The sequence below is a fragment of the Streptomyces macrosporus genome (assembly GCF_039533145.1).
GTDB classification, from domain to species: domain Bacteria; phylum Actinomycetota; class Actinomycetes; order Streptomycetales; family Streptomycetaceae; genus Streptomyces; species Streptomyces macrosporus.
Window position 1 is genome coordinate 344319 of record NZ_BAAASZ010000020.1, and the last position, 22538, is coordinate 366856.

The 22538-nt window shown below is 71.6% G+C and carries 17 protein-coding genes and 1 other RNA gene; 12 read left to right on the forward strand and 6 right to left on the reverse strand.

Annotated elements, in window-relative coordinates; translation table 11 throughout:
- Positions 1–80 precede the first annotated feature (80 nt).
- The 3 genes from ABD335_RS13650 to ABD335_RS13660 are packed head-to-tail and all read left to right on the forward strand — an operon-like array spanning position 81 to position 3021.
- Entirely contained in the window at positions 81–965 is an 885-nt protein-coding gene (locus tag ABD335_RS13650) for a Nif3-like dinuclear metal center hexameric protein (protein ID WP_344322556.1), read from the forward strand.
- Complete coding sequence (locus tag ABD335_RS13655) at positions 962–1705, forward strand: zinc ribbon domain-containing protein (protein WP_344323031.1); 744 nt, start codon at positions 962–964, stop codon at positions 1703–1705. The genes ABD335_RS13650 and ABD335_RS13655 overlap by 4 nt, the downstream gene beginning before the upstream one ends.
- On the forward strand, positions 1705–3021 hold the full coding sequence (locus ABD335_RS13660) for a bifunctional RNase H/acid phosphatase (protein WP_344322557.1): 1317 nt from the start codon (positions 1705–1707) through the stop codon (positions 3019–3021). Before ABD335_RS13655 ends, ABD335_RS13660 begins: the two co-directional genes overlap by 1 nt.
- On the opposite strand, the gene eda is transcribed toward ABD335_RS13660, so the two are convergent.
- Together eda and yaaA are read right to left on the reverse strand one after the other, a co-directional pair.
- Complete coding sequence (gene eda, locus ABD335_RS13665) at positions 2996–3697, reverse strand: bifunctional 4-hydroxy-2-oxoglutarate aldolase/2-dehydro-3-deoxy-phosphogluconate aldolase (protein ID WP_344322558.1); 702 nt, start codon at positions 3695–3697, stop codon at positions 2996–2998. The two genes, ABD335_RS13660 and eda, sit on opposite strands and share 26 nt — an antisense overlap.
- Before the next feature lie 89 nt (positions 3698–3786).
- Positions 3787–4584 carry a peroxide stress protein YaaA gene (yaaA, locus tag ABD335_RS13670; protein ID WP_344322559.1) on the reverse strand — a complete coding sequence of 266 codons (798 nt, stop codon included), beginning with the start codon at positions 4582–4584 and terminating at the stop codon, positions 3787–3789.
- A 129-nt stretch (positions 4585–4713) separates the two neighbouring features.
- Between yaaA and ABD335_RS13675 the strand changes: the two genes are divergently transcribed.
- Positions 4714–6078: a DUF2254 domain-containing protein gene (locus ABD335_RS13675; RefSeq protein ID WP_344322561.1), complete on the forward strand. Its 1365-nt coding sequence runs from the start codon at positions 4714–4716 to the stop codon at positions 6076–6078.
- A gap of 147 nt (positions 6079–6225) precedes the next feature.
- The gene (locus ABD335_RS13680; RefSeq protein ID WP_344322562.1) at positions 6226–6594 is read left to right on the forward strand and encodes a hypothetical protein; all 369 of its coding nucleotides are present in this window, start codon (positions 6226–6228) and stop codon (positions 6592–6594) included.
- A 71-nt stretch (positions 6595–6665) separates the two neighbouring features.
- Here ABD335_RS13680 and ABD335_RS13685 read toward each other — a convergent pair whose 3' ends face one another.
- Both ABD335_RS13685 and ABD335_RS13690 read right to left on the reverse strand, forming a co-directional pair.
- A complete protein-coding gene (locus ABD335_RS13685; RefSeq protein ID WP_344322563.1) occupies positions 6666–7508 on the reverse strand; it encodes a hypothetical protein in 843 nt (280 codons plus the stop codon).
- Positions 7505–8296, reverse strand: a complete 792-nt coding sequence (locus ABD335_RS13690; protein WP_344322564.1) for a MerR family transcriptional regulator — start codon at positions 8294–8296, stop codon at positions 7505–7507. Before ABD335_RS13690 ends, ABD335_RS13685 begins: the two co-directional genes overlap by 4 nt.
- Before the next feature lie 82 nt (positions 8297–8378).
- Between ABD335_RS13690 and rnpB the strand changes: the two genes are divergently transcribed.
- An RNA gene (gene rnpB, locus ABD335_RS13695) (RNase P RNA component class A) lies at positions 8379–8797 on the forward strand.
- Between the two features lie 90 nt (positions 8798–8887).
- Here rnpB and ABD335_RS13700 read toward each other — a convergent pair.
- Both ABD335_RS13700 and ABD335_RS13705 read right to left on the reverse strand, forming a co-directional pair.
- Positions 8888–11044, reverse strand: a complete 2157-nt coding sequence (locus tag ABD335_RS13700) for a UvrD-helicase domain-containing protein (protein WP_344322566.1) — start codon at positions 11042–11044, stop codon at positions 8888–8890.
- Positions 11045–11095: 51 nt separating this feature from the next.
- Entirely contained in the window at positions 11096–13021 is a 1926-nt protein-coding gene (locus ABD335_RS13705; RefSeq protein WP_344322567.1) for a sigma-70 family RNA polymerase sigma factor, read from the reverse strand.
- Between the two features lie 177 nt (positions 13022–13198).
- Between ABD335_RS13705 and ABD335_RS13710 the strand changes: the two genes are divergently transcribed.
- The 6 genes from ABD335_RS13710 to ABD335_RS13735 are packed head-to-tail and all read left to right on the forward strand — an operon-like array spanning position 13199 to position 22531.
- On the forward strand, positions 13199–16333 hold the full coding sequence (locus tag ABD335_RS13710) for a helicase-related protein (RefSeq protein WP_344322568.1): 3135 nt from the start codon (positions 13199–13201) through the stop codon (positions 16331–16333).
- Positions 16330–18183 (forward strand): DrmB family protein, encoded by a 1854-nt coding sequence (gene drmB / locus ABD335_RS13715; protein WP_344322569.1) that lies wholly within the window; start codon positions 16330–16332, stop codon positions 18181–18183. Before ABD335_RS13710 ends, drmB begins: the two co-directional genes overlap by 4 nt.
- 5 nt (positions 18184–18188) lie before the next feature.
- Positions 18189–19307: an AAA family ATPase gene (locus ABD335_RS13720; RefSeq protein ID WP_344322570.1), complete on the forward strand. Its 1119-nt coding sequence runs from the start codon at positions 18189–18191 to the stop codon at positions 19305–19307.
- The gene (locus ABD335_RS13725) at positions 19304–20467 is read left to right on the forward strand and encodes a GmrSD restriction endonuclease domain-containing protein (RefSeq protein ID WP_344322571.1); all 1164 of its coding nucleotides are present in this window, start codon (positions 19304–19306) and stop codon (positions 20465–20467) included. Before ABD335_RS13720 ends, ABD335_RS13725 begins: the two co-directional genes overlap by 4 nt.
- Positions 20464–21573 (forward strand): DUF3696 domain-containing protein, encoded by a 1110-nt coding sequence (locus ABD335_RS13730; protein WP_344322573.1) that lies wholly within the window; start codon positions 20464–20466, stop codon positions 21571–21573. The genes ABD335_RS13725 and ABD335_RS13730 overlap by 4 nt, the downstream gene beginning before the upstream one ends.
- 13 nt (positions 21574–21586) lie before the next feature.
- Complete coding sequence (locus tag ABD335_RS13735) at positions 21587–22531, forward strand: hypothetical protein (RefSeq protein ID WP_344322574.1); 945 nt, start codon at positions 21587–21589, stop codon at positions 22529–22531.
- The last annotated feature ends 7 nt before the right edge of the window (positions 22532–22538 follow it).

Here is a 22538-nt window from a genome sequence, read left to right on the forward strand (position 1 = left end):
GCCGGCCCGCCGGGCGCTCCGGCGGGCCGGCGGGCCTCCGACCCGGCACTCCGGGGCGGACGGAAGGTAACCTCTCACCCGTGCCTGCACTCTCCGATGTCATCGCCGCGCTCGACGACCTGTGGCCCCCCGAGTGGGCCGAGCGATGGGACGCCGTCGGAACGGTCTGCGGCGACCCCGACGCCGAGGTGAACCGGGTGCTGATCGCCGTCGACCCCGTACGGGAGATCGCCGACGAGGCGGTGGAGCTCGGCGCCGACCTGCTCCTCACCCACCACCCCCTCTACCTGCGCGGCACCAACACGGTCTGGGCGGGCACCTTCAAGGGCCGCGTCGTCCACACCCTGATCCGGAACGACATCGCCCTGCACGTCGCCCACACCAACGCCGACCGCGCCGACCCCGGCGTCTCCGACGCCCTCGCCGGGGCCATCGGCCTGCGGGTCGTGGCACCGCTGGTGCCCGACCCCGCCGACCCCACCGGCCGGCGCGGACTCGGCCGGATCTGCGAACTGGACGCGCCCGAGCCGCTGGCCCGGTTCGTCCGCCGGGTGGCCGCCGGCCTGCCCGCCACCGCGCAGGGCGTCCGCGCCGCCGGCGACCCCGAGCGCCCGATCCGCACGGTCGCGGTCTGCGGCGGCTCCGGCGACAGCCTCTTCGACGAGGTGCGCGCGGCCGGCGTCGACGCCTACGTCACCGCCGACCTGCGGCACCACCCGGCCTCCGAGGCCGTCCAGCACGGTGCCCTCGACGGGGGACCGGCGCTGGTGGACGCCGCGCACTGGGCCACCGAGTGGCCCTGGTGCGAGCAGGCCGCCGCCGAACTCGACGCGGTGTCCGAACGGCACGGCTGGGGACTGCGCGTCCACGTCTCCCGCACCGTCACCGACCCCTGGACCACCCACGCGGCGTCCGCCCCCGCCGACGGCGCCGCACCCACCACCGACACAGGAGCCCCCAACTGAACGCCGAGCCAGCCGACCAGATCCGTCTTCTCGACGTCCAGGCCCTCGACCTGCGGCTCACCCAGCTCGCGCACCGGCGCAAGAACCTGCCCGAGCACGCCGAACTCGAAAGCCTGAACGCCGACCTCACCCAGGTGCGCGACCTGCTGGTCGCCGCACAGACGCAGGAGAGCGACACCGCCCGCGAGCAGACCAAGGCGGAACAGGACGTGGACCAGGTGCGCAAGCGCGCCGCCCGCGACCAGGACCGGCTCGACTCCGGCGCGATCACCTCCCCCAAGGACCTGGAGAACCTCCAGCGGGAGATCGCCTCCCTCGCCAAGCGCCAGAGCGACCTGGAGGACGTCGTCCTGGAGATCATGGAGCGCCGCGAGGCCGTGCAGCAGCGGGTCGCGGAGCTGACCCGGCGCGTCGAGTCCGTCCAGGCCAGGATCGACGACGCGGTGGCGCGGCGCGACGCCGCGCTGGAGGAGATCGACGCCGAGACCGCCACGATCACCAAGGAGCGCGAGGTCGTGGCCGGCTCGGTTCCGGCCGACCTGATCGGGCTCTACGACAAGCTGCGCGCGCAGCACGGCGGCGTCGGCGCGGCGCGCCTGTACCAGCGGCGCTGCGAGGGCTGCCGCCTGGAGCTGAACATCACCGAGCTCAACGAGATCCGCCAGGCCCCGGCGGACTCGGTGGTGCGCTGCGAGAACTGTCGCCGCATCCTGGTCCGCACCCCCGAGTCCGGCCTGTGATGACGGGGTCTCCCGAGTCCCCCCGGTCCTTCGTCGTCGAGGCCGACGGAGGCTCCCGCGGCAACCCCGGCCCGGCCGGGTACGGCGCGGTGGTCCGCGACGCCCGGACGGGTCGGGCCCTCTCGGAGACGGCCGAGTACATCGGCACCGCCACCAACAACGTCGCCGAGTACCGCGGCCTGATCGCGGGCCTGCGCGCGGCCCGCGCGCTCGACCCGGAGGCGACGGTGCGGGTCCGGATGGACTCCAAGCTGGTCGTCGAGCAGATGTCGGGCCGCTGGAAGATCAAGCACCCCGACCTGCGCCCGCTGGCCGCGGAGGCCGCCTCGATCCTCCCGCCCGACGCCGTCTCCTACGAGTGGATCCCGCGCGAGCGGAACAAGCACGCGGACCGGCTCGCCAACGAGGCCATGGACGCCGGCCGCCGCGGCGGGACCTGGCAGCCGTCCGCCTCGACGGCGGAACTCGCCGCGGGGGACGCCGACGCCCGCGCCGAGGCCGCCCCGGCCACGGCCGAGAGCTCCGCCGAGGCACGGGCGGCGGCCCGCGCCGCCGTGCGGCAGGCCGTGCGCGACGGCGTCTCCCGCACCGGCGGGACGGCCCCGGACCCGGCGCCGGGCACCTCGGCCGACCCCACCGCCCTCGCCGCGCGGACCGAGCCGAGGACCCCGCACGCGGGCTGGGGCCCCGACCTGGGCGCCCCCACCACCGTCGTGCTGCTGCGGCACGGCGAGACGCCGCTCACCCCCCTCAAGAAGTTCTCCGGCAGCGGCGGCACCGACCCCGCGCTCTCGGAGGCCGGACTGCGGCAGGCCGAGGCCGCCGCCGCGGCGCTCGCGGCGCGCGGCACCGTCCAGGAGGTGGTCAGCTCGCCGCTGACCCGCTGCCGCCAGACGGCCCGGATCGTCGCCGCGCGGCTCGGCCTGAAGGTCGAGGTCGACGAGGACCTGCGCGAGACCGACTTCGGCGCCTGGGAGGGGCTGAGCTTCGCCGAGGTGCGCGAGCGCCACCCGGAGGACCTGGACGCCTGGCTCGCCGACCCCGAGGCGGCCCCCACCGGCGGCGAGTCCTTCGCCTCCGTCACCCGCCGCGTCGAACGCGCCCGCGACCGGATCCTCGACCGGTACCCGGGCCGGACGGTGCTGGTGGTCTCCCACGTCACGCCGATCAAGGTGCTGGTGCGGCTGGCGCTGGGCGCCCCGCCCGAGTCGCTGTTCCGGATGGAGCTGTCGGCCGCGTCCCTGTCGGCGGTGGCGTACTACGCCGACGGCAACGCCTCGCTGCGGCTGCTCAACGACACCGGTCACCTGCGCTGAGACCGCCGGGGCGCGGGCCCGGCCCGGCGTGCGCGCCGAGCCGGGCGGCCTCGCGGGCCAGGCGCTCGATCCGGGGCCAGTCCCGCGTCCGCACCGCCTCCGGCGGCAGCATCCAACTGCCGCCGACACAGGCGACGTTGGGCAGGGCGAGGTAGTCCGGCGCGGAGTCGGGGCCGACACCGCCGGTCGGGCAGAAGCGGGCCCGCGGCAGCGGCGAGGCCAGGGCCGCCAGATACGCCGGGCCGCCGGCCGCGCGGGCCGGGAAGAACTTCATCTCCGTCACCCCGCGCTCCAGCAGCGCCATGACCTCCGACGCGGTCGACACCCCGGGCAGGAACGGCACGCCCGACGCCCGCGCCGCCTCCAGCAGCCGATCCGTCCAGCCGGGGCTCACCAGGAAGCGGGCGCCCGCGTCCACGGCCGACGCCACGTGCTCCGGCGTCAGCACCGTGCCCGCCCCGACCACGGCCTCGGGCACCTCCGCCGCGACGCGGCGGACCGCCTCCTCGGCCCCCGGCGTCCGCAGCGTGATCTCGACCGCGGGCAGGCCGCCCGCCACCAGCGCCCGCGCCAGCGGCACCGCGTCCCCGGGGGCGAGACCGTCCAGGACGACGACCGGGAGCACGGGCCCCAGGCCCAGCACGGAGGGCGGGGGGACGGACGGGGCGGCGGTCATGGGCGCCATCCTGCCGCCGCCCGCCACATGCCGCAACGGCCGTTGCGCACTGTGCAACAGCGGGCCGTCGGGCTTCCGCCGGGGTGCCGTCAGAGCTCGGTGACGACGACGTCCAGCCGCCAGGGCGTGCCGCGCTTCGCCGGAGGCTCGACCTCCACCGTGTGACCCAGCCCGCGCAGCACCTCGGCCAGCTCCGCCGGACCGGCCGGCTCCGCGCCCGCCTCCAGCAGCGCCCGGACGATCCGCCCCTTGGTGGCCTTGTTGAAGTGGCTGACCACCGACCGCTTCTCCACGCCGTCGACGACCTTCGACTGGAGCACCCGCACCGTCGCGGTCCGCTCGGCCAGGTCGCCCGCCGGCTTCCACATCGCGCCGTACGCCGACGACCGCAGGTCCAGCACCGGCCCGTCGCCGGCCGCCTCGGGCAGCACCGACGCCAGCGGCTCCCGCCAGTACCGGCCCAGGCTCCCCAGCCCCGGCAGTCTCACCCCGCCCGAGCAGCGGTAGGGCGGGATCGGGTCGGTGATCCGCACCGCGCCCCACAGCCCCGAGAACACCAGCAGCCGGCGCTCGGCCCGCTCCCGCGCCGCCGCGTCCAGGCCGGCCAGGTCCAGCGCGTCGTAGAGCACGCCGGTGTAGACCTCGCCGGCGGGCAGCGTCGGAGCCGTCCGCAGCGCGGCGTTCCGGGCCACCTCCCCGCGCAGCCCCTCGCTCAACCCGAGCACCTCGCGCGCCTTGTCCTCGTCGGCCGAGCAGAGCGCCACCAGCTCCTCCAGCACCGCCTCCCTCGCGGCCGTCAGCCCCGGCAGCGACAGCGCGTCCAGGTCGAGCGCGGGACCGGAGGCGCCGGTGGCCTTGCCCTCGGACGGTGGCAGCAGTACGAGCACGGTGGTTCTCCTCACGGGGTGGTACGCGCGCCGCCGGTTCCGGCGCGTCCAGCAGCGTACGTCCGCCACGCGGACGCACCGGCTCCGGATGCCGGTGTCGGCCTCCGGCGACGCGGTAAGTCGGTCAGGGTGAAACCCTTCCGTCCTCCTGGAACGCCCCACGCCGAGAAGGCCCGCACGCCCCTGTGGACGTGGCCCGCCGCGGGAGGCCTGTGCGCCTTCGCCGTGGCGCTGGTGCTGGGACGGATCAGGCCCGAGCGCGGCACGCCGCTCTCGGGCCTGTGGCCCGGCGACAACGACTCCGCCTCCACGGCGCTGCAGGCGCTGGCGACCGGGGCCGTCACGGTGACCACCGTGACGTTCAGCATCACCGTGGTGACGCTGCAACTCGCCTCCCAACAGTTCTCCCCGCGCCTGCTGCGGCGGTACGCGCGCGACCGGACCATCAAGACCGTCCTGACCGTGTTGATCTCCACGGCCGTGTTCACCCTGACGGCCCTGGCCTTCCTGGACGCGAAGCGGCCGGTGCCCGCCGTCGCGCTGTTCGTCGCCGCCACGCTCGGCATCGCCTCGCTGGCCGCCGTGTTGGGGTTCCTGACCCACATCGTCCGCGAGGTGCGGGTGGACTCCATGATGCTGTCGGTCCACGACGAGACCGACGAGGCGATCAGGATGTTCTACCCGGCCCGCACCGACCCGCCCCGGCGTTCCCCGGGCGAGCCGCCGGACCGGGTGCCCGGCACGACGGTGCACGGGCGGAGCAGTGGCTTCGTGCGGTCGGTCCGCGTCGAGGAGCTCGTGGAGGGGGCCCGCCGGGCCGGTGCCGTGGTGTGGCTCCTCGTCCGCCCCGGCGACCTGGTCGTCTCCGGCAATCCGATCGCCGTCGTGTGGGCGCGCGACCCCTCGACGGGAGCGTCGGCCCCGTACCCCGACGAGGCGGGCGCCGCCGACCTGGTCGAGGGGCTCCTGGTGCTCGGCTACGAGCGGACCCTGGAGCAGGACGTGGCCTTCGGCTTCCGGCAACTGGAGGACATCGCGGTCAAGGCGGTGTCGCCGGGGATCAACGACCCGCAGACCGCCTGCACCGCCGTGGGACACATGGCCGACCTGCTGGTGAGGGTCGCCGGAAGCCGGCTGGGGGCGACCGTGCACGAGGACCGGGACGGCGTCGGACGGGCGGTCGTACCGGACCGCGACCTGCGGTACTACCTCGACCTGGCCTGCGGGCAGCTCCGGCGCTACGCGTCCGCCGAGCCCACCGTGCTGGGAGCCCTGCTGCGCATGCTGCGCGACCTGGCGGTGGCCGTGCGCGCGGAGGAGGACGTCGCCGAGGTGCGCCGGGCGGCGGACCTGGTCCGGGACACGGTGGCCCCCTCCGTCCGCCCCGAGGACGCCGAACAGGTCCACGACCTGCACCGGCGCGTCGTGGCGGCCCTGGAGGGCCGGACGGTCGAGGCGTACCTGGACCGCAGCGGCGAGACGCGGTCGGTGTAGCCGCCCGTGTCGGGTCGAGTGGGCGACGACAGGCATACGGACCCCGCCGACGGGCACCCGAGCGCCGGAAAAACCCGATATGCGAATGAAGTAGTCATATGTGTGCTGTTCGGGTTGCCCCGGACGGCCGGGAGAACAGGGGTGATCATGGCCAGGGAGAGCGAGAACCGCGACGAGAAGATGAAGGAGACCGCCCGGGAGCACGTCCGTCACATCTCCGGGGAGACGGCCAAGGGCCGCGTCGACCCGGCCGCGGCGGGACGGCGCGCCAAGGAGGAGGACACCCCCCACGAGAAGCCCGGCAAGGGAACCCGGCAGAAGGGCACCGGGAACGTCCGGGGCAGCGAGGGGATGCCGCGCTCCGGCGCGGACCTCGGCGACCGCAGCACCGGCGGCGAGGCCGCCCGCGAGGCGATCGGGGCCGACCCGGCCAAGTCCGGCGGCGAGGTGGAGGACCGCAGCACCGGGGAGTCCACCCGCGAGGAGATGTTCGACGACAAGAAGAAGAGGAAGTGAGGAAGTCCCGACGGACACCCGGCGACACACGGGCCCGGGCCGCTCCCCGAGGGGCCGGGCCCGCCGCCGGATCAGCCGGCCGGCAGGGGCCTGCGTCCGCCCGCCTCCCGCAGCGCCGCGACCGCCGCCCGGGGGTCGTCGGCACAGAAGCGCAGCACCCGCGCCCGCTCCCGCCCGCCCAGCGGACGGACGACCTCCACGGGGGCGTCCAGCTCCACCGTCACCGTGGTCCTCCCCGCGACGACCAGATCCAGCACCCCGTCGTCGACCCGGATCAGACGCCCGTCCGGGAAGCGGTGCTCGACCCGCGCCGAGACGATCCGCCCCGCGGGGACCCACACGTCCACCAGCGCGCCGTACCGCACCCGCAGCGAGCCGTCCGCGCCCACCACGTGCGGACGCACCACGCAGGCCGCGTGCAGCCCCAGCGCCAGCACCACGCCCCACACGTCCAGCACCAGCACGACCAGGTGCGCCGCGGGGAAGGGGGCCAGCAGCACCGCCATGCCCACCGTCTCCACCACGGCCACGAACAGCAGCCCGTACATCATCGGCGCCTGCCCGCCCGCGTACGGCACGGCCGTGTCCCCCGCGCCCACCCCGTGCGGGCGCCGGGCCGCCCACCGGGCCAGGCTCGCCGCCACCCGCAGCTCGTGCACGACCAGCCGCCGCACCGGGGCGGGCACGGCGGCCCGCACGGCCTCGCGCACCGCCTCCCGGCCGCGCAGCCCCCGCCCGCGCGCCCGCCGCCACGCGCGTCCCAGCACCACCGCCTCCGCGGCGAGCACGCACCCCACCGCCGCCTCCGCGGCCACGACCACCGGCGCCGGCACCCGCACCCCGGCCACCAGGCAGACCACCAACACCAGCTCGAGCGGCAGCACCGCCGCCGCGGCCCACCTCGCCCGCCTCACCGGGCACGCTCCGCCAGCAGCCGCATCGCCCGCCGCAGGGCCTCCGCCTGGGCGGGGGAGAGGTCGGCGAAGAACGCCTCGGCGAAACCGCCCGAGAGGTCCTCGTCGGACGGGACGTCCCCGATCCCCTCCAGCACCTCCTCGGGCACGGAGTCCGCCACCGCCCGCGCCGCCTCCGCCACGCGCGGATCGTCCGCGTCGGCCTCCGCCAGCGCGTCCAGCAGGGCGTACACCTCGTACATCCGGGCGACCGCCGCCGGGTCGCCGCCCATGGACCCCAGCGCGGCGAACAGCTCCCGACGGGCCTCGGGCGGCGCGGTCGTCTCGATCAGGGCCAGCAGCTCCCGCTCCCTGGCCGCCATCGCCGGCTCGGGACCGGGCAGGTCCGCCGTGGCCCGGGCCATCTCCCCGAAGAGCGCGGCCAGTTCGGGGGAGACCGGCCCCTCGGCGGGCAGCTCGCCGCGCTCGGCCAGCCGCAGCAGCTCACGGACGCGGGCCCGGCGTTCGCGCAGCGCCTCCTCCTGCCGGGCCAGGTCGCCGTCCAGCTCGGTCAGCACCTCGTGCAGCTCGCGTCCCGCGTCGTCGGCCAGGACGTCGCGCACCTCGTCCAGGCTCAGCCCCAGCTCGGTCAGCCGCCGCACCCGCGCCAGCAGCACCGCGTCGCGCAGCCCGTACTCGCGGTAGCCGTTCGCGCGCCGCGTGGGCTCGGGCAGCAGCCCCAGCCGGTGGTAGTGCCGCACGGTGCGGGTGGTGACCCCCGCCAGGGCGGCCAGCTCGCCGATTCTCATGGACCCGAGTCAACACATTGACGTCGCGACAAGGTCAAGCGCGGCCGTCCCCCACGGCCGGTAGCATGGGCGGCACGGCAGACGAGTCGTGCGGGCGGTCGCGGCGGAGTCCCTCCGGGGAACCCGCCGAGGAACGTCCGGGCTCCACAGGGCAGGGTGGTGGGTAACACCCACCCGGGGCGACCCGCGGGAAAGTGCCACAGAAAGCAGACCGCCGGGGGCCCCACGGCCCTCGGTAAGGGTGAAACGGTGGTGTAAGAGACCACCAGCGCCCAGGGTGACCTGGGCGGCTCGGTAAACCCCACCCGGAGCAAGGTCAAGAGGGGCTGCCGTCCCGACGAGGGGCGGCGGCCCTGCGCGGATGTTCGAGGGCGGCCCGCCCGAGTCCGCGGGTAGACCGCACGAGGCCGGTGGCGACACCGGTCCCAGATGGATGGCCGCCTCCCGGCGGGCCGCGAGGCCCACCGGAGACAGAACCCGGCGTACAGCGCGGCTCGTCTGCCGCTGGGGCCCTGCCGGGTTTCGGACCGGGACGGTCCTTCAGGATTCCGCTGGCCCCGGTCCTCCGGACCCGATACGGGAACCGGGAGATCAGCCCTCAATGTCAGCTGCTGCGGGAAGGAAACGACTGCTCCTGCCTGTGTAGGACACGTACAGTTCCTCGCGTGCGCGTGTGCAGGCCACGAAGAGAAGGCAGCGTTCGGCCAGCATGTCCGCCTCGTGCTGCAGTCGGTCCACATCCGGTGGTGTGACGGCCGGCGGGAACGGGAAGGTGCCTGCCGTCACGCCGATCACCGCAACGCACCGGAACTCCAGGCCTTTCATCGCGTGCAGAGTGGCGAGCCGCACCCCCACGTCCTGCTGCCCTGGTCCCTCCCTGACCAGGACCGCGGGCAGCCCGGCGCGTTCCAGTCGCGCCTTGACCTTGTCCAGCGTCTGGTGGAAACGGGCGGCTACCGCGATCTCCGCCGGCGCCGCGCCGCCTGCGACCCACTCGCGGATCTTCGCGACGACCGCGTTCAGCTCGGCGTCCTCACTTCCAAAACCCCTCAGCGCGGGCCGACGGCCGTGCAGGAGGGAACGGTAACCGGCAAGTGAGTCCTTGCCGTCGCCCGACAGTGACTCCACCGGTTCGTCCTCCATCAGGGCCGCTGCCCAGCGGAGGATCTCCTCCGTGCTGCGGTAGTTGATGCGCAGCCGGCTGGAACGGCCCGCGACCGGGATACCGAGAGAACCCAGCGAGACACGTGAGTCGTAAATGCGCTGGTGCGGGTCCCCCGTGATGAACAGGTCGTCGGGCCCCGGTGCGACGGCTCCGCGCAGGACCCGCCACTGGACCGGGTGCAGATCCTGTGCCTCGTCGACCACGACATGGGCGTACGGCGGGTCACCCGCCCCTGGTTCGCCCAAGAGTCTGGCGGCCTCCGCGCACAACTGCAGGTAGGTGCACTTCCCGTCCTTGCGCAGGCCCTGCTCGAACATCCTCATGGCCCGCCACACCTGCGTCCGCTTGACCGGTCCCAGGGCCGACCCCCTGCCGCGCCGCACCACTCGCAGATACTCGTCCTCGGTGGAGATCGACTGGGTGAGCACCACATGCCGGTATTCCTGGGAGAGGAACTGCTCGTTCCACTCCAGCCCGAGGTTCTGCTGGACCTTGCGCCAGCGGAAGCGTTCGTCGGCGTCGTCGCACAACCGGGGCACCGAGCCACGGCGGCGGCGCACGACGTCCCGGGCCAGAGCGTCGACTGTGGTGACATCGACCCGCTTCAGCAGGGCCTCGTCCTCCAAGAGCAGCGCGAGGCTCTCCCTGAGGGACTTCGCCAGCGCGGTCGTGTACGTGGTGAGCAGGATCCTGCCTGCGTGCGGCGACCTCTGGAGCAGGTGCTTCACACGGTGCAGGGCCACCACGGTCTTGCCCGTGCCGGGGCCACCGGTGACCTGGGCGGGGCCGGTATAGGTCGCCCGGTAGGCCACTCGGCGTTGGGTGGGGTGGAGAAAGATGCGCCAGGCGGCGAACGGCTTGGTGAGGATGTCCTCCAGTTCCTCCGCTCCCGTGACCACGGTGATACGGCTGTGAGTGTTGGCGATGGCGGACGACAGGTCGTCGGGGTCGTAGGGCCCGGGGTCCGTAGGACGGCGTACGGCTACGACCTCCCGCCAGACCGTGTCTTCGTCGAACCCCTCGGCGAGGAACTGCAACACCTCGAACTGGTCCTCGGGGAACAGTGAGGCGAACGCCTCCAGCTGGGCTTTGTCGGTGATGGTGCGGGCCGCGCGCAGCGTTCCCGCGTCGATGCCGAGCCGGGTCAGGGACGCGTCCGAGAAGCCGTCGAACAAGCGCTCCTGTACCTTCGTCGCAGTCTGCTCCAGCACCGGGGTGAGCTGCTCGATGGCGACGACATTGCGGACTTCCAGGCCGCGCGTGGCGGTGTTGACCGTATAGAGCCGCTTGGCGGCCCATTCGTAGGCTTTGTCGTGCTGTACGACGTTCACCAGGAGGAAGGTGTCACCGCCGTCGTCGGGTGCGAGGACGACACCCCGCCAGAAGTCGGTGATCCTGATGGTCCGCAGGCGCGGATCACGGGCGTTCTCCACGGACTCCAGGTGCAGACCCTTGTCGGCGCGCAGTTCGGCGACGGTGAGTTGCTGAAACTTCTTCATCGCCTTCCGTACGCCTGCCCGGACCGGCTTCTCCAGCTGCTCGTACTTGTCCCAGAAGGTGTTGGCGAAAGCCAGCTGCGGCAACGGACCGTCCTCCCCACGCGGTGCGATGTGCACACCCTACTCAGGGGCCTGTCAGCCGGCAGGCCCCTGACCGGGACCAACGAGGTCCTGTCGGTACTCCATGAGGAGCCTGCGCAGTCGTGTGGACGCCGCCGAACCGGGGAGTCTGCCGTCCGCAATCGCACGAATGATGCGTGCACCGTGGTGTCCTGCCTGCCGGATGAGCGCAGTCCGACCGAGGTGGGACGTCATGCGCTGTGCGGCCAGCTTCACCCCGTCCGGTGAGAGCCCGTCGTTTCCGGCCGAGGGCCGGAACATGCGGGTTACCGGCCTCGCGGCGCGCGGGCGACGCTTCGGCCGCTGCTTGGGGCCGGGGCGTGAGGGGGCCTGCTCTTCCTCCGTGAGGATCTCCTTCAACCGGTTGCGGGCCTTGGTCTCCAGCTGTCGGATCCGTTCCCTGGTGACGCCGTACACGGAACCGATCGCATCGAGGGTCTGCACCTCCTGGTCGATCAGGCCGCTGCGCCGCCGCAGGATGTCCGCCGACTTCGCGTCGAGCTTGCTCAGCAGCCTTTGCTCGATGTCCTCGCGCGACCACTGCGGGGACAGCAGGTCTTCGGGACCTAGAGAAGGCAGGTCGTAGGAGAGGGCGTCGCCGAGGTTGGCGCCCTCGAACAGCTCACGGTCGAGAGAGGCGGTCACCCTGCTGATACCGCGGATCTCCGCCACACGGGTCACCGTGAGACCCGTGGCAACGGCGACGGCCTCCTTGGTGGCCGTACGGCCCAGTGCGTGCAGCTTGGCTTCGGCCGCGGCCACCTTGTGCATCTCCTCGTGCAGGTGCACCGGAATGCGGATGGCGCTGCCGAAGTCCGCGATCGCGCGTGTCATCGCCTGACGGATCCAGTGGTAGGCGTAGGTCGAGAGCTTGAAGCCCCGGGCCGGGTCGAACTTGCAGATCGCGTGCATCAGGCCGAGCACGCCGTGGTGAAGCAGATCCTCGTCCTCCAGGCCCTGGCCCGTGTATTTCTTGCGCAGCTCGTGGACAAGGCCCAGATTGTGCTCGACGAGAGCCTCGTAGGCCTGGCGGCGGACGTCGCTGCGTGGCAGGGCGGCGAGTTCCTCCTCGGTCGGCTCCGGGGAGCCTGAAGTGGTGGGCCACCCGCGCAGCAGAAGGGTCAGCCCGGTTTCCTCCTGTGCCGTCAGGATGCGTTTGGCAGGGCGGCGCAGAAAGCGGCGTTCCGCGAGCAGCGACCTGGCGGCGGAGACCTCGGCCGACCGCTTCTCTCCGATGGGTGGGGACGGTTGGGCAGGGATGGCGGGCAAGGGCTCCAGACCCCGTTTCGCTTTCTGCCCGGCCTGCTGCGGTTGCTCGTCGCGGCTGGGCGCCGGGCGTGGTGGTTTTGTGCGTGTCGCGTCGAACCCGGCCTGCTGCGGCTGCGCGGTGGGTCGACGGACCGATACCGGCGACTCCACGCATGCCGGACCAGCCAGCGCTGCTGCCAGCCGGCCGGTCTCGTCGTCGTCTAGCCCGCACAGTCGCGCAAGTCCCGGTACGACACGAGAGGCCGGGGTTGCGCAGTCGGCGTACCGCTGCGCCAGCCTCAGCACCGCTGTCATCCTCGGGCCCAGGTTCTCGCCCCGCGGTGACGGCCTGGCCGGGCCGGGCGACCGGTTTTCGACCGTATGCCCCACGGCGGTCGCCCTGGCCGATCCGGTGAGAGTCGTACTGTTCCGCATCGGAGCACGGATCGCCGTCGCTGCGCCGGTCACGTTAGTCGCCCGCAGCGGCGCCGAACGGCTGTCGGCCGCAGTCGCCGGACGGCGAGAAGTCGCGACCCTGATGCCGAATTTCCTCAACTCATCTGACAAACGGATCAGTTGGTCCTCGCTCAGGCCGAGGTCGGAGGCGGCTGCGAGGAACTCCTCGCGTGTCACCGCCCCGTCCGTGGCCAGCTCGCGCAGCCGTCTCAGCAGCGCCCCCAGCGCCAGCCGCATCCCCTGCTCCCTGTCCCCCCGGGAGCCCGGCGTCATGCCTGCCATGGGACGACTGTGCCACGGGGATACGACAACTGGCCCAGACGTACCGGAATCGGCGCTAGGATCCCCGGTCTCGGCGTGGGGACGCCGGGTGGGAACGGCCGCGCACGTACCGGCCGCTGCAAGGGGGGCACGATGGATCCACGGGACGAGTTGACCGCGTACCTGCGCAGGCAGCTGATGGGTCCGGCGGACGGTGAACGTGAGGTTCTGCTGTTCCCGCCCGACCGCCAGTACCTCGTCGGCACCCTCTACCCGCGTGATGCGGACTTGCACGGGCAAATGCGCCTGGCGGGCGACATGGAGGACGAGGACGAGGGCCAGGGAACGGAGGAGGTCCGCGAGGACACGAACCCGGCCGTCGACCCGCTGCCCTCCGTCAATTCCTGGTTGCCCTCCTCACTGGGCATCAGCTTCTACACCGACGCCACGGAACTGCAGGTCACCTGCTCCGCCGCCCGCTACCTCACCGAACAGGGGGAGCGGGCCCGGCAGTGGCGGCGTGAGCCGCTGCCCGAGGAGACCAGGACCGTCGGGCCCAAGGGCGACAGTCCCGTCAAGGTTTTCGGGGGGCAGGGCGAACTGACCGTCCACTGGCGGTCGTTCAGGGAAGGTCACCTCGTTACCGTGGGCCTGGTGAACGCCGCCCGGGCCAGTGACAAGGACCGGTGTACACCCCCCTGGGACCGCATGCTGTTCCAGGCGCGCCTGGCTGTCACCGTGCCGGGCGGCCGGATCCGTCAGTATCCGAGCACCACGTTGATCAGCCGGGACGAGGAGGAGCAGGAGCTGCGCCTGCAGTACCGGCACGTCCGCACCTACGCCATCGGTCACGGGTGCGCGGTCGGCGAAGTGTTCGCCGACGGGCGGGTCGTGGGGCTGAAGACCGAGCTGCTGCCGCACGTCGATGTTCCCGATGTCCGGGCCGCCGGGCCGACCGATCTGCCCGTCCTGCGGCTGGCCTGTCTCTCGGACGGCCAGGTGGCCGTCGGCGACCTGCGCAAGGAGCTCCGCGCGTTCGCCACCGGGTACCGGACCTGGTACGAGGAGCAGCGCACCCTCGACGTCCCGCCCTGGGGACGCCCGGCCGCCGACCGCATTCTGGCCAGGATCGAGGCCGCCGTTACGCGCATCGAATCCGGCATCGAGACGCTCTGCGATCCGGAGCGCCCGGAGATCCTCGCCGCCTTCCGGATCGCGAACCAGGCGATGGCGCTCCAAATGCGGCACAGCGCGCGCGACCAGGCCGGTGAGCGCCGAGAACGCCGTACGGCCGTGCTTCTCGAACCCGACCCCGACCCGAAAGCGGCGTGGCGTCCCTTCCAGCTGGCCTTCTTCCTGCTGGCGCTGGACGGCGCGGTGGACCCGGGGCACCCCGACCGGGACACCGTCGACCTGATCTGGTTTCCCACGGGCGGTGGCAAGACCGAGGCGTACCTGCTGCTGGCCGCGTTCGTCATGGTGCTGCGCCGCTTCCAGGAGGACGGCGGCGGCACCGCCGTGCTCAGCCGCTACACCCTGAGTCTGCTCACCACTCAGCAGTTCCAGCGTGCCGCCACCATGGTCTGCGCGCTGGAACGGCTGCGCCATGCGGACACGCAACGGCTTGGCAGCGAGTCGTTCACCATCGGTCTGTGGGTCGGCGACACCACCGTGCCCAACCGCTACGCGGACGCGAAACAGGTTTTCGACAACCTGCGGGACGCGGCGCACCCGGGGGAGGCCTTCATTCTCGACCGCTGCCCCTGGTGCGGCACGCGCATCCTGCCGCACGCCAAGTCCGCGGACCGGGGCGACTACGGCATCCGTGCCACGGCCACGTCCTTCGCGTTCTTCTGCCCGCGCGACGAGTGTTTCTTCCACGAGGAGCTGCCCGTCGCCGTCGTCGACGACCATCTCTACGACCGACCGCCGACCTTCGTCCTGGGCACCGTCGACAAGTTCGCGCGTCTGGCCTGGGAGGCCAGAGCCGGACGGTTCTTCGGCGCCGGGGGAGCGGGCAGACGCCCGCCCAGCCTGGTGATCCAGGACGAACTCCACCTGCTCGCCGGCCCGCTCGGCTCACTCACCGGGCTGTACGAGTCGGCGGTGCTGTCCCTGTGCGTGCATGAGGGACGAGGCCCGAAGGTGGTGGCGTCGACGGCGACCATCCGCCGTTCGGAGGAGCAGGTGCGCCGGCTCTACGGCCGGGAGGTGCAGTTGTTCCCGTCCGCCGGTCTCGACGCACGCCACTCGTACTTCGCCGAACCCGACACCAGCCCTCGCGGCCGGCGGGGCCGCCGCTACCTGGGCGTAATGGCCCAGGGCCACACCGCGGGTCGGGCCTCCGTCGCCACCGCGGCGGCGATGCTGCAGGGCGCGTACGAACTGCCGGAAGAGCACCGGGACGCGTACTGGACCCTCGTCGCCTACCACCACAGCCTGCGCGAGCTCGGCCGTACGGTCACCGCGACCGGAGACGAGATCCCCGCCCAGCTCGCCGGCATGGGCGGTGCCGCAGGCGCCCGGGAGCTGACCGATCAGCAGGTGCAGGAGCTCACCAGCAACCTGAACCGGGCCGAACAGCCCGTGCTGCTGGACCGGTTGGCCAAGCCCTGGACCGAGCCGGGGGCCATCTCCTTCCTCGCCTGCACCAACATGCTGTCGGTGGGCGTGGACGTGAAACGGCTCGCGCTGATGCTGATGCTCGGACAGCCGAAGACGACCGCCGAGTACATCCAGGCCACCAGCCGCGTGGGCCGCGACAAGGTGCCCGGTCTCGTCGTCGCCTTCTTCAACGCCACCCGCCCGCGCGACCGGTCGCACTACGAGACCTTCGGCGTCTACCACCGCTCGTTGTACCGGCACGTCGAGCCGACCAGTGTCACGCCCTGGTCGGTGCCGGCCCGCCGGCGTGCCCTGCACGCCGCGTTGGTGGTGCTCGTACGGCACCGTCTCGGACTCGCGGCGGAGGATCAGGCGGGTGAGCTGCTGGACCAGCTGCCAGGGGCCGTGGTACTCGCCGAGGAGCTCGTCGCCTGGGTGCGCGCGAGCGACCCGCGCGCCGCGGACGCCGTGCGCGACGAACTCGACGGGCTGCTCGCCGCATGGCAGCAGCGTGCCCAGGAGGCCCGGGACGCGGGCAAGCCGCTGTACTACCGCGGCCAGGGCAAGGGACATCTGAATCTGCTGAAGAACTTCGAGCAGTACGGCGGCCTATGGGAGACCCCGCACTCCCTGCGCACGGTCGACCGCGAATGCCAGGTCACGGTGAAGGGAGCCGACCGATGAGCCGCAAACTGAGGGTGCGCCAGGCACAGACCGTGCTGCCGTTCGGTGTCGGGGCCGTCCTCGACATCCAGGGCGAGTCGTTCGTCGCCACGGGCATCGCGGACTGGCCGCGCAAGCGACAGCCGGTGGACTCACCACGGCTGGCCACACGGTTGCGAGTGAGCGGTTTCTTCGCGGCCCCACCGACCCTCAACGACCGCTATGACAACCAGGACGCGCCCGGAGCCCCGTACATCCGGTTCCCGACCTGGCTGTTCTGCGGCAGCTGCCGCCGCATGCGGCGCTGGCGCATCGCCGACGAGACCCCGGGCACTCCTCCGCAATGCCCCCTGTGCTCACCGAGGCGCCCGCTCGTCCCGATGCGGTTCGTGCAGATCTGCAAGGCGGGACACCTCTCCGACGTCGACTGGTGGTTCTGGGCGCACTCCCGGCTCGACCCGGAGGACCGTCAGGCCTGCCCGTCCCGGGAGTCCCGGGACTCCCGGGCACAGCTGAGCTTCCGCGTCGAACAGCGCGCCGCTGGCCTGGAGGCTCTCTCGGTCGTCTGCACGGTGCCGAAGTGCCGGGGTGCCCGGGACCTCCTCGACATCCTCGGCACACACGGCCTGCGCTGCTCCGGACGCAACCCTTGGCAGCGCGCGACGGAGCGGGTCGACTGCCGCGAGACCGTTCAGGTCGTGCAGCGCACCGCCGGAAACCTCTACTACCCCGTGGTCCACTCCGCGCTGGACATCCCCGAGGCCGAGGGACCTCCGGTCTGGGAGGGCGAGGCGGCCGAGCGGGTGCGGACCAGCACCCTGTGGCTCGCCCTGTGCAGTGCACCGAACGGCCCGAACGCGCCGGCCCTGCGCGAGATGATCAAGCAGGAGACCCAGGCCGACGACGCGCTCATCGACGCCCTCTTGGCCGAGGAAGCCGGCACGCCCGTCACCACCGCCGCCGCACTGGACAAACCGGTTTACCCGGACCTCAGCAGCGAGGAGTGGGCGGCGCTCACCGCGCCCGCACCGGAGGCCACCCGTGACTTCGTGGTCCGGCACACCGGCCTGGGGCTGGCCGGGGAGAACCAGGCGCCGTGGACGACCCTGCGGGAGCGGATCGGCAAGGTGGTGCTCGTCGACCGGTTGCGGGAGGTACGGGCGCTGCAGGGGTTCACCCGAGTCGCTCCGGACGCCACCTTCGTGCCCGCCGACACCTCGCGCCGACTGCGCTGGCTCCCGGCGGTCGAGGTCTACGGCGAGGGCGTCTTCCTCACCCTCGACGCCGGACGCCTCGCCGACTGGGAGCGCGACCCCGCCGTACGCAGCAGAGTGCTCGGTATCCGCGCCGACCTGGACCGCAGCTTCCAGAAGGACCGGCTGGAGGCACACACCGGCACGGTGATGGCCCCGCGTTTCATCCTGCTCCACACGCTCGCGCACCTGCTCATCCGGCAGCTGTCGTTCGAGTCCGGCTACACCACGGCGAGTCTGCGGGAGCGTGTCTACGCCCGCGCCGACCGCGACCAGGCCGGACTGCTCGTCTACACGGCGGCCGGCGACGCGGCCGGCACCCTCGGTGGCCTGGTCCAGCAGGGAGAGCCGCCGCACCTCGCCGAGACCCTGCTGCGCATGATCGAGGCCGCGGCCTGGTGCTCCGCCGACCCGCTGTGCGCCGAACACCCCGGACAGGGCTTCGGCAACCTCAACAGGGGCGCCTGCCACGCCTGCACCCTGCTCCCGGAGACCAGCTGTGAGACGGGCAACACCCTCCTGGACCGGGTGCTCGTGGTCGGCGGCGGCGAGGTACCCGGCTTCTTCGAGGACGTGATCACATCGGCCCGTGCGACCGCGGTGGACCAGGAAGAGTAAGACCGGTGGTAGTGGACTTCCTCTCGCTGGCCCCGGACCAGCAGGACGTGCTGGCCTCCCTCCCCTTCGACGGCCATCACCTGGTCACCGGCCCGCCAGGATCAGGCAAGAGCGTCCTCGCGGTACAGCGTGCGGTCATGCTCGCCCTGACCGGAGAGCCCGTCACCCTCCTGACCCGCTCCAACCTGCTCCGCCAGTCACTCGAGCCGCTGGCTGCGGCCCTCGGCCCGGAGGAGGGTCTGGACGTGTCGACTGTCCACCGCTGGCTGCATTCCTGGCATCGCGCCCGGACGGGCCGTCCCGCCCCGCAGGCGGACGACGGCTGGTTCGACTGGGCGGCCGTCTTCCAGGTGGCCGCCGCCCGATACCACGGCACTGGACCGCTGCTGGTGATCGACGAGGGTCAGGACCTGCCGCTGGACTTCTACCGGCTGTGCCGGCTGATCGGCGCCCGTACGACCGTCTTCGCCGACGAGTGCCAGCGCATCACGGACACCCAGTCCACGCTCGCCGAGATCAGCTCCCTTCTCACCGGCCCGAACCGCCATGATCTGACGGCAACCCACCGCACCACCCGCCCGGTGGCAGTCCTGGCCGCCCGCTTCCACGTCGGCGGGACCCGGCCGGCCCTCCCCGACCGTGCGGGCCCGACACCGTCTCTGCATCGCTACGGCAACGCGCAACAGGTGGCGGCACGCGTCGCCGAGTACACGAAGACCCGGCCCGACGAGCACGTCGGTGTGATCCTCCGCCACACCCGGCACCAGATGGAGCTGGCGGAACGCCTGGAGCGCCTGATGCCACGCTCACGCCTCCAGACCTACGTGGGGGAGGGCGCCGGCCGCTACCGCACGCTGGACCTGACCCGCCCCGGCGTGACCGTTCTGAACCGGAGGAGCGCCAAGGGCCTCGAGTTCGACACGGTGTTCGTCCCCGACACCCACCTCGACGCCGGTGACGACCCGACCGGCGCCGGTCTGCGAATGCTGTACTACGTCCTGGTCACCCGGCCCCGCACCCGGCTGTTCCTGGGATACGCGGGGGACAAGGAGCCACCGCTGCTGGTGCACATTCCGGCGACGGAGCTGGTCAGGGATCAGAGCGCGGATACCATCGCCTCATGACCACCCCGGAGATCCAGAAGGCGCAGACGGCCCGTGAGGAGTACTTCCTCGACAAGGGTATGGACGTCGAGGTCGAAACCGAGGCGGACGAGGAACCGCCGGAGATTGACAGGCCGTGGAACCCGGAACAGATCAGGGTCAATACCAAGCAGTTCTCGCTGCGAAATGCCCTGGACATGATCGACGACGAGTCGCTCGAGCTGGCCCCGGACTTCCAGAGGGGACGCGTTTGGAAGTCCGTCCAGAAGTCTCAGCTCATCGAGTCGGTCCTACTGCAGATCCCGTTGCCCGCGTTCTATTTCGCCGAGGACGCGGACGGGTTGCTGCGCGTGGTGGACGGCCTGCAACGGCTGTCGACCATTCATGATTTCGTCCGCGGTGGTGAGAAGTCGGGGTTCGCGCTGAAGGGGCTCGAATATCTGGCCCATGTCGAGGGGAAGCGCTTCGACGAACTCCCCGCGCCCTGGAAGCGGCGTATCAACAATGCCCAGATCATGGCGCACGTGATCGACCCCACGACTCCCCCGGAAGTTATGTACGACATCTTTCGGCGGATCAACACCCTGGGCACTCCCCTCAACGCGCAGGAGATCCGGCACTGCATGAGTCGTCCCCGGAGCCGTCGCATCCTCAAGGAAATGACCTCGACGGACGCGTTCTACCAGGCTACGGGCATGCGGAACCACATCCGGATGAACGACCGGGAAATGGCGCTGCGTTTCGCGGCATTCTGGCTGATGGGCCTGGATGGGTACGTGGAGGACGCCGCCATGGACCCCTTCCTGCACCGGGCGACTCGGTTGCTGGACTCGGTCGGTGAGGTCGACGACGACAAGGTTGCCCGCATCCAGGCGGACTTCAACAAGGCCATGACAAACGCGCGACTGGTCTTCGGCGATCATGCCTTCAGGAAGTGGCCCGAGGACGTTTCATGGCGGAATCCGATCAACCGTCCTCTCTTCGAAACCTGGTCCCTCGCGCTTGCCCGATACGACACTGATGATCTCGTGCGGAGGAAGGACGCGATCGTGGCACAGGCCCGCAGCCTTATGACGCACGACTTCAGGTACCTCGAAGCCATTACGTCGTCCACTGGTGACGTCAGGCGTGTCATGTACCGCTTCCGCCTCACGGAGATGGCGGCGGAGGCCGGCAAGTGATCACCTCCCTGGGCGTGCGCCACTTCAAGCGCTTCGCCGACGCCTCGTTCGCGCTGCGCCCGCTCACCGTTCTCACAGGCCTCAACGGCACGGGCAAGAGCACGGCCATTCAAGCACTGCTACTGGCCCGACAACTGGCGGACATGCACAGCGGCAGCAGCGTGGTACAGCTCAACGGGCCGTACGGACTGGCCTTGGGCGAGGCGCACGAGGTACTGCATCCCGACGCGCCGGACTCCGTCATCGAGATCCGCCTGGACAACGACGGCGGTGACTCCGTCGTGTACCGCCTTGCCGCACCGGACGAGCAGGCTCTCTATCTGGAGTTTCTCGACTCCGAACAGGCCCTTCCCGAACTGAGCGGTTGGGGGAGCGAGTTCACCTACCTCTGCGCCGAGCGGCTGGGGCCGAGGGATCAGCTCGGCGTGTCCGCGGAGCACCCGAACGCCATCGGCGTGGGCGTGCAGGGCGAGTACACGGCGCAGGTCCTGGCGTTGCACGAAAGCGATCAGGTCCCCGAAACGCTGCTTCACCCGGACACCACGGCGACGCACGGCGTGACCATCCTGCGCACTCAGGTCGAGACCTGGGCCTCCGACATCATCCGCCCGATCAAAATCACCGCACAGTGGCCGCCCGGCATCACCGCGAGCACGATCCGGTTCCAGGAGCCGGGCCTGTTGAGCGAGCCGATCCGCCCCACCAACATGGGCTTCGGTTTCTCCTACGCCCTGCCCGTGATCGTCGCCGGACTGCTGGCCCGGCCGGGGGATCTGCTGATCGTGGAGAATCCCGAGGCTCATCTGCACCCGGGAGGCCAGTCCAAGCTGGGACGGTTCCTGGCCAGGGTCGCGGGCACGGGCGCTCAGGTGATCGTCGAGACTCACAGCGATCATGTGCTCAACGGTGCCAGGCTCGGGGTCGCGGAGGACGGGGTGTTGGCTCCGGAAGCCGGCCTGGTCCATTTCTTCGGCACGGAGGAGACCGACTCGATTCCGATCGGGTTCACGGAGCGGGGCGAGCTGACGGACTGGCCCGAGGGATTCTTCGACCAGATCGAGCAGGACTTGGGGAGGCTGGCACGTGCCAGACGCAGGGCGCGGTGAACCGTACCGGTTCGTGGTGGATGAGACGTCCTTCGACTTCCGGAGACTGACAGAGCAGCAGCTCACGGAGCTGATGGAAGAGTTCAGCGACGCCCTCGCGGAGTTACGGGAGCGGCACGAGGTAGCCGTCTCACCGTGGTGGACCGAGGCCGAGTGCGCGGACGGGCGGGAGCTGTTCCATGTCCTGTACGAGGGCGGAACGCCACGCGCGGGCCGCGACGCCCGGGTGAGGATGGCACGCCTGATGGACCGCTGCCCTGCCTGGGACACAGCCCTGCCTGGCCTGCCCGATCAGGTGGAGCTCGGTGGACACAGGCGGGAGTTCGCCTGGTCGGTCGGATACGCCTGGTGGCACACGGTCCATCGGCATCATGTCGCCTGCCTCGTCTTCCCGGCGGTGGATCGCCGGGACTGGCAGCCCGTCTCCGCCGTGGACGGAGCGAACAGCGCGACCGCGGAGGTCAAGGTCTTCTTCTTGGCGGAGCCGGCGGCGCTGACCTCTTTCTGGCGCTCTTTGTTCGCCCGTGAGGACGTGGCCGAGCCGGACTTTTTCGACCGGGCACGGGAGGCGTTTCCGGACCTGGTCCTTGCTGACTCCCTTTCCTTCCGCAAGTTCGATGGGACGTACCGGGAGATGAGGGACTGGGTCGTCCGCGTACTGTCCGTGGTGCACGATCATTTCGCGGCTGCTCTGGCCAAGCATGCCGGGAAACCGGCGGATGTGCAGGCCGAGCTGGGCCGGCACGGGCTCGTATTGTCACCGGAGAGTCCCAGAACGCGATCGAAACCGAAAATCATGAGACAGCGGGACGTGTTGCACGAGGGGGAGATCTATCACTGCGAATGGCACGCGAAGAAGGAACCGCATCGCAACCGCGTGCACTTCAGCCTGCCGGAGCAACGTCTCGGCGGCCGCGTACTGATCGGCATTTTCGTGGATCATCTCGACACGGAGTGATCGAGGA

Bases quoted from the DNA above. Each gene is read 5' to 3' on its own strand.
- ABD335_RS13660 (WP_344322557.1), top strand. From the start codon at position 1,705: ATGACGGGGTCTCCCGAGTCCCCCCGGTCCTTCGTCGTCGAGGCCGAC.
- eda (WP_344322558.1), bottom strand. From the start codon at position 3,697: ATGACCGCCGCCCCGTCCGTCCCCCCGCCCTCCGTGCTGGGCCTGGGG.
- ABD335_RS13680 (WP_344322562.1), top strand. From the start codon at position 6,226: ATGGCCAGGGAGAGCGAGAACCGCGACGAGAAGATGAAGGAGACCGCC.
- ABD335_RS13690 (WP_344322564.1), bottom strand. From the start codon at position 8,296: ATGAGAATCGGCGAGCTGGCCGCCCTGGCGGGGGTCACCACCCGCACC.
- ABD335_RS13705 (WP_344322567.1), bottom strand. From the start codon at position 13,021: ATGCGGCTGGCGCTGGGGGCGCTGCTGAGACGGCTGCGCGAGCTGGCC.
- ABD335_RS13710 (WP_344322568.1), top strand. From the start codon at position 13,199: ATGGATCCACGGGACGAGTTGACCGCGTACCTGCGCAGGCAGCTGATG.
- drmB (WP_344322569.1), top strand. From the start codon at position 16,330: ATGAGCCGCAAACTGAGGGTGCGCCAGGCACAGACCGTGCTGCCGTTC.
- ABD335_RS13725 (WP_344322571.1), top strand. From the start codon at position 19,304: ATGACCACCCCGGAGATCCAGAAGGCGCAGACGGCCCGTGAGGAGTAC.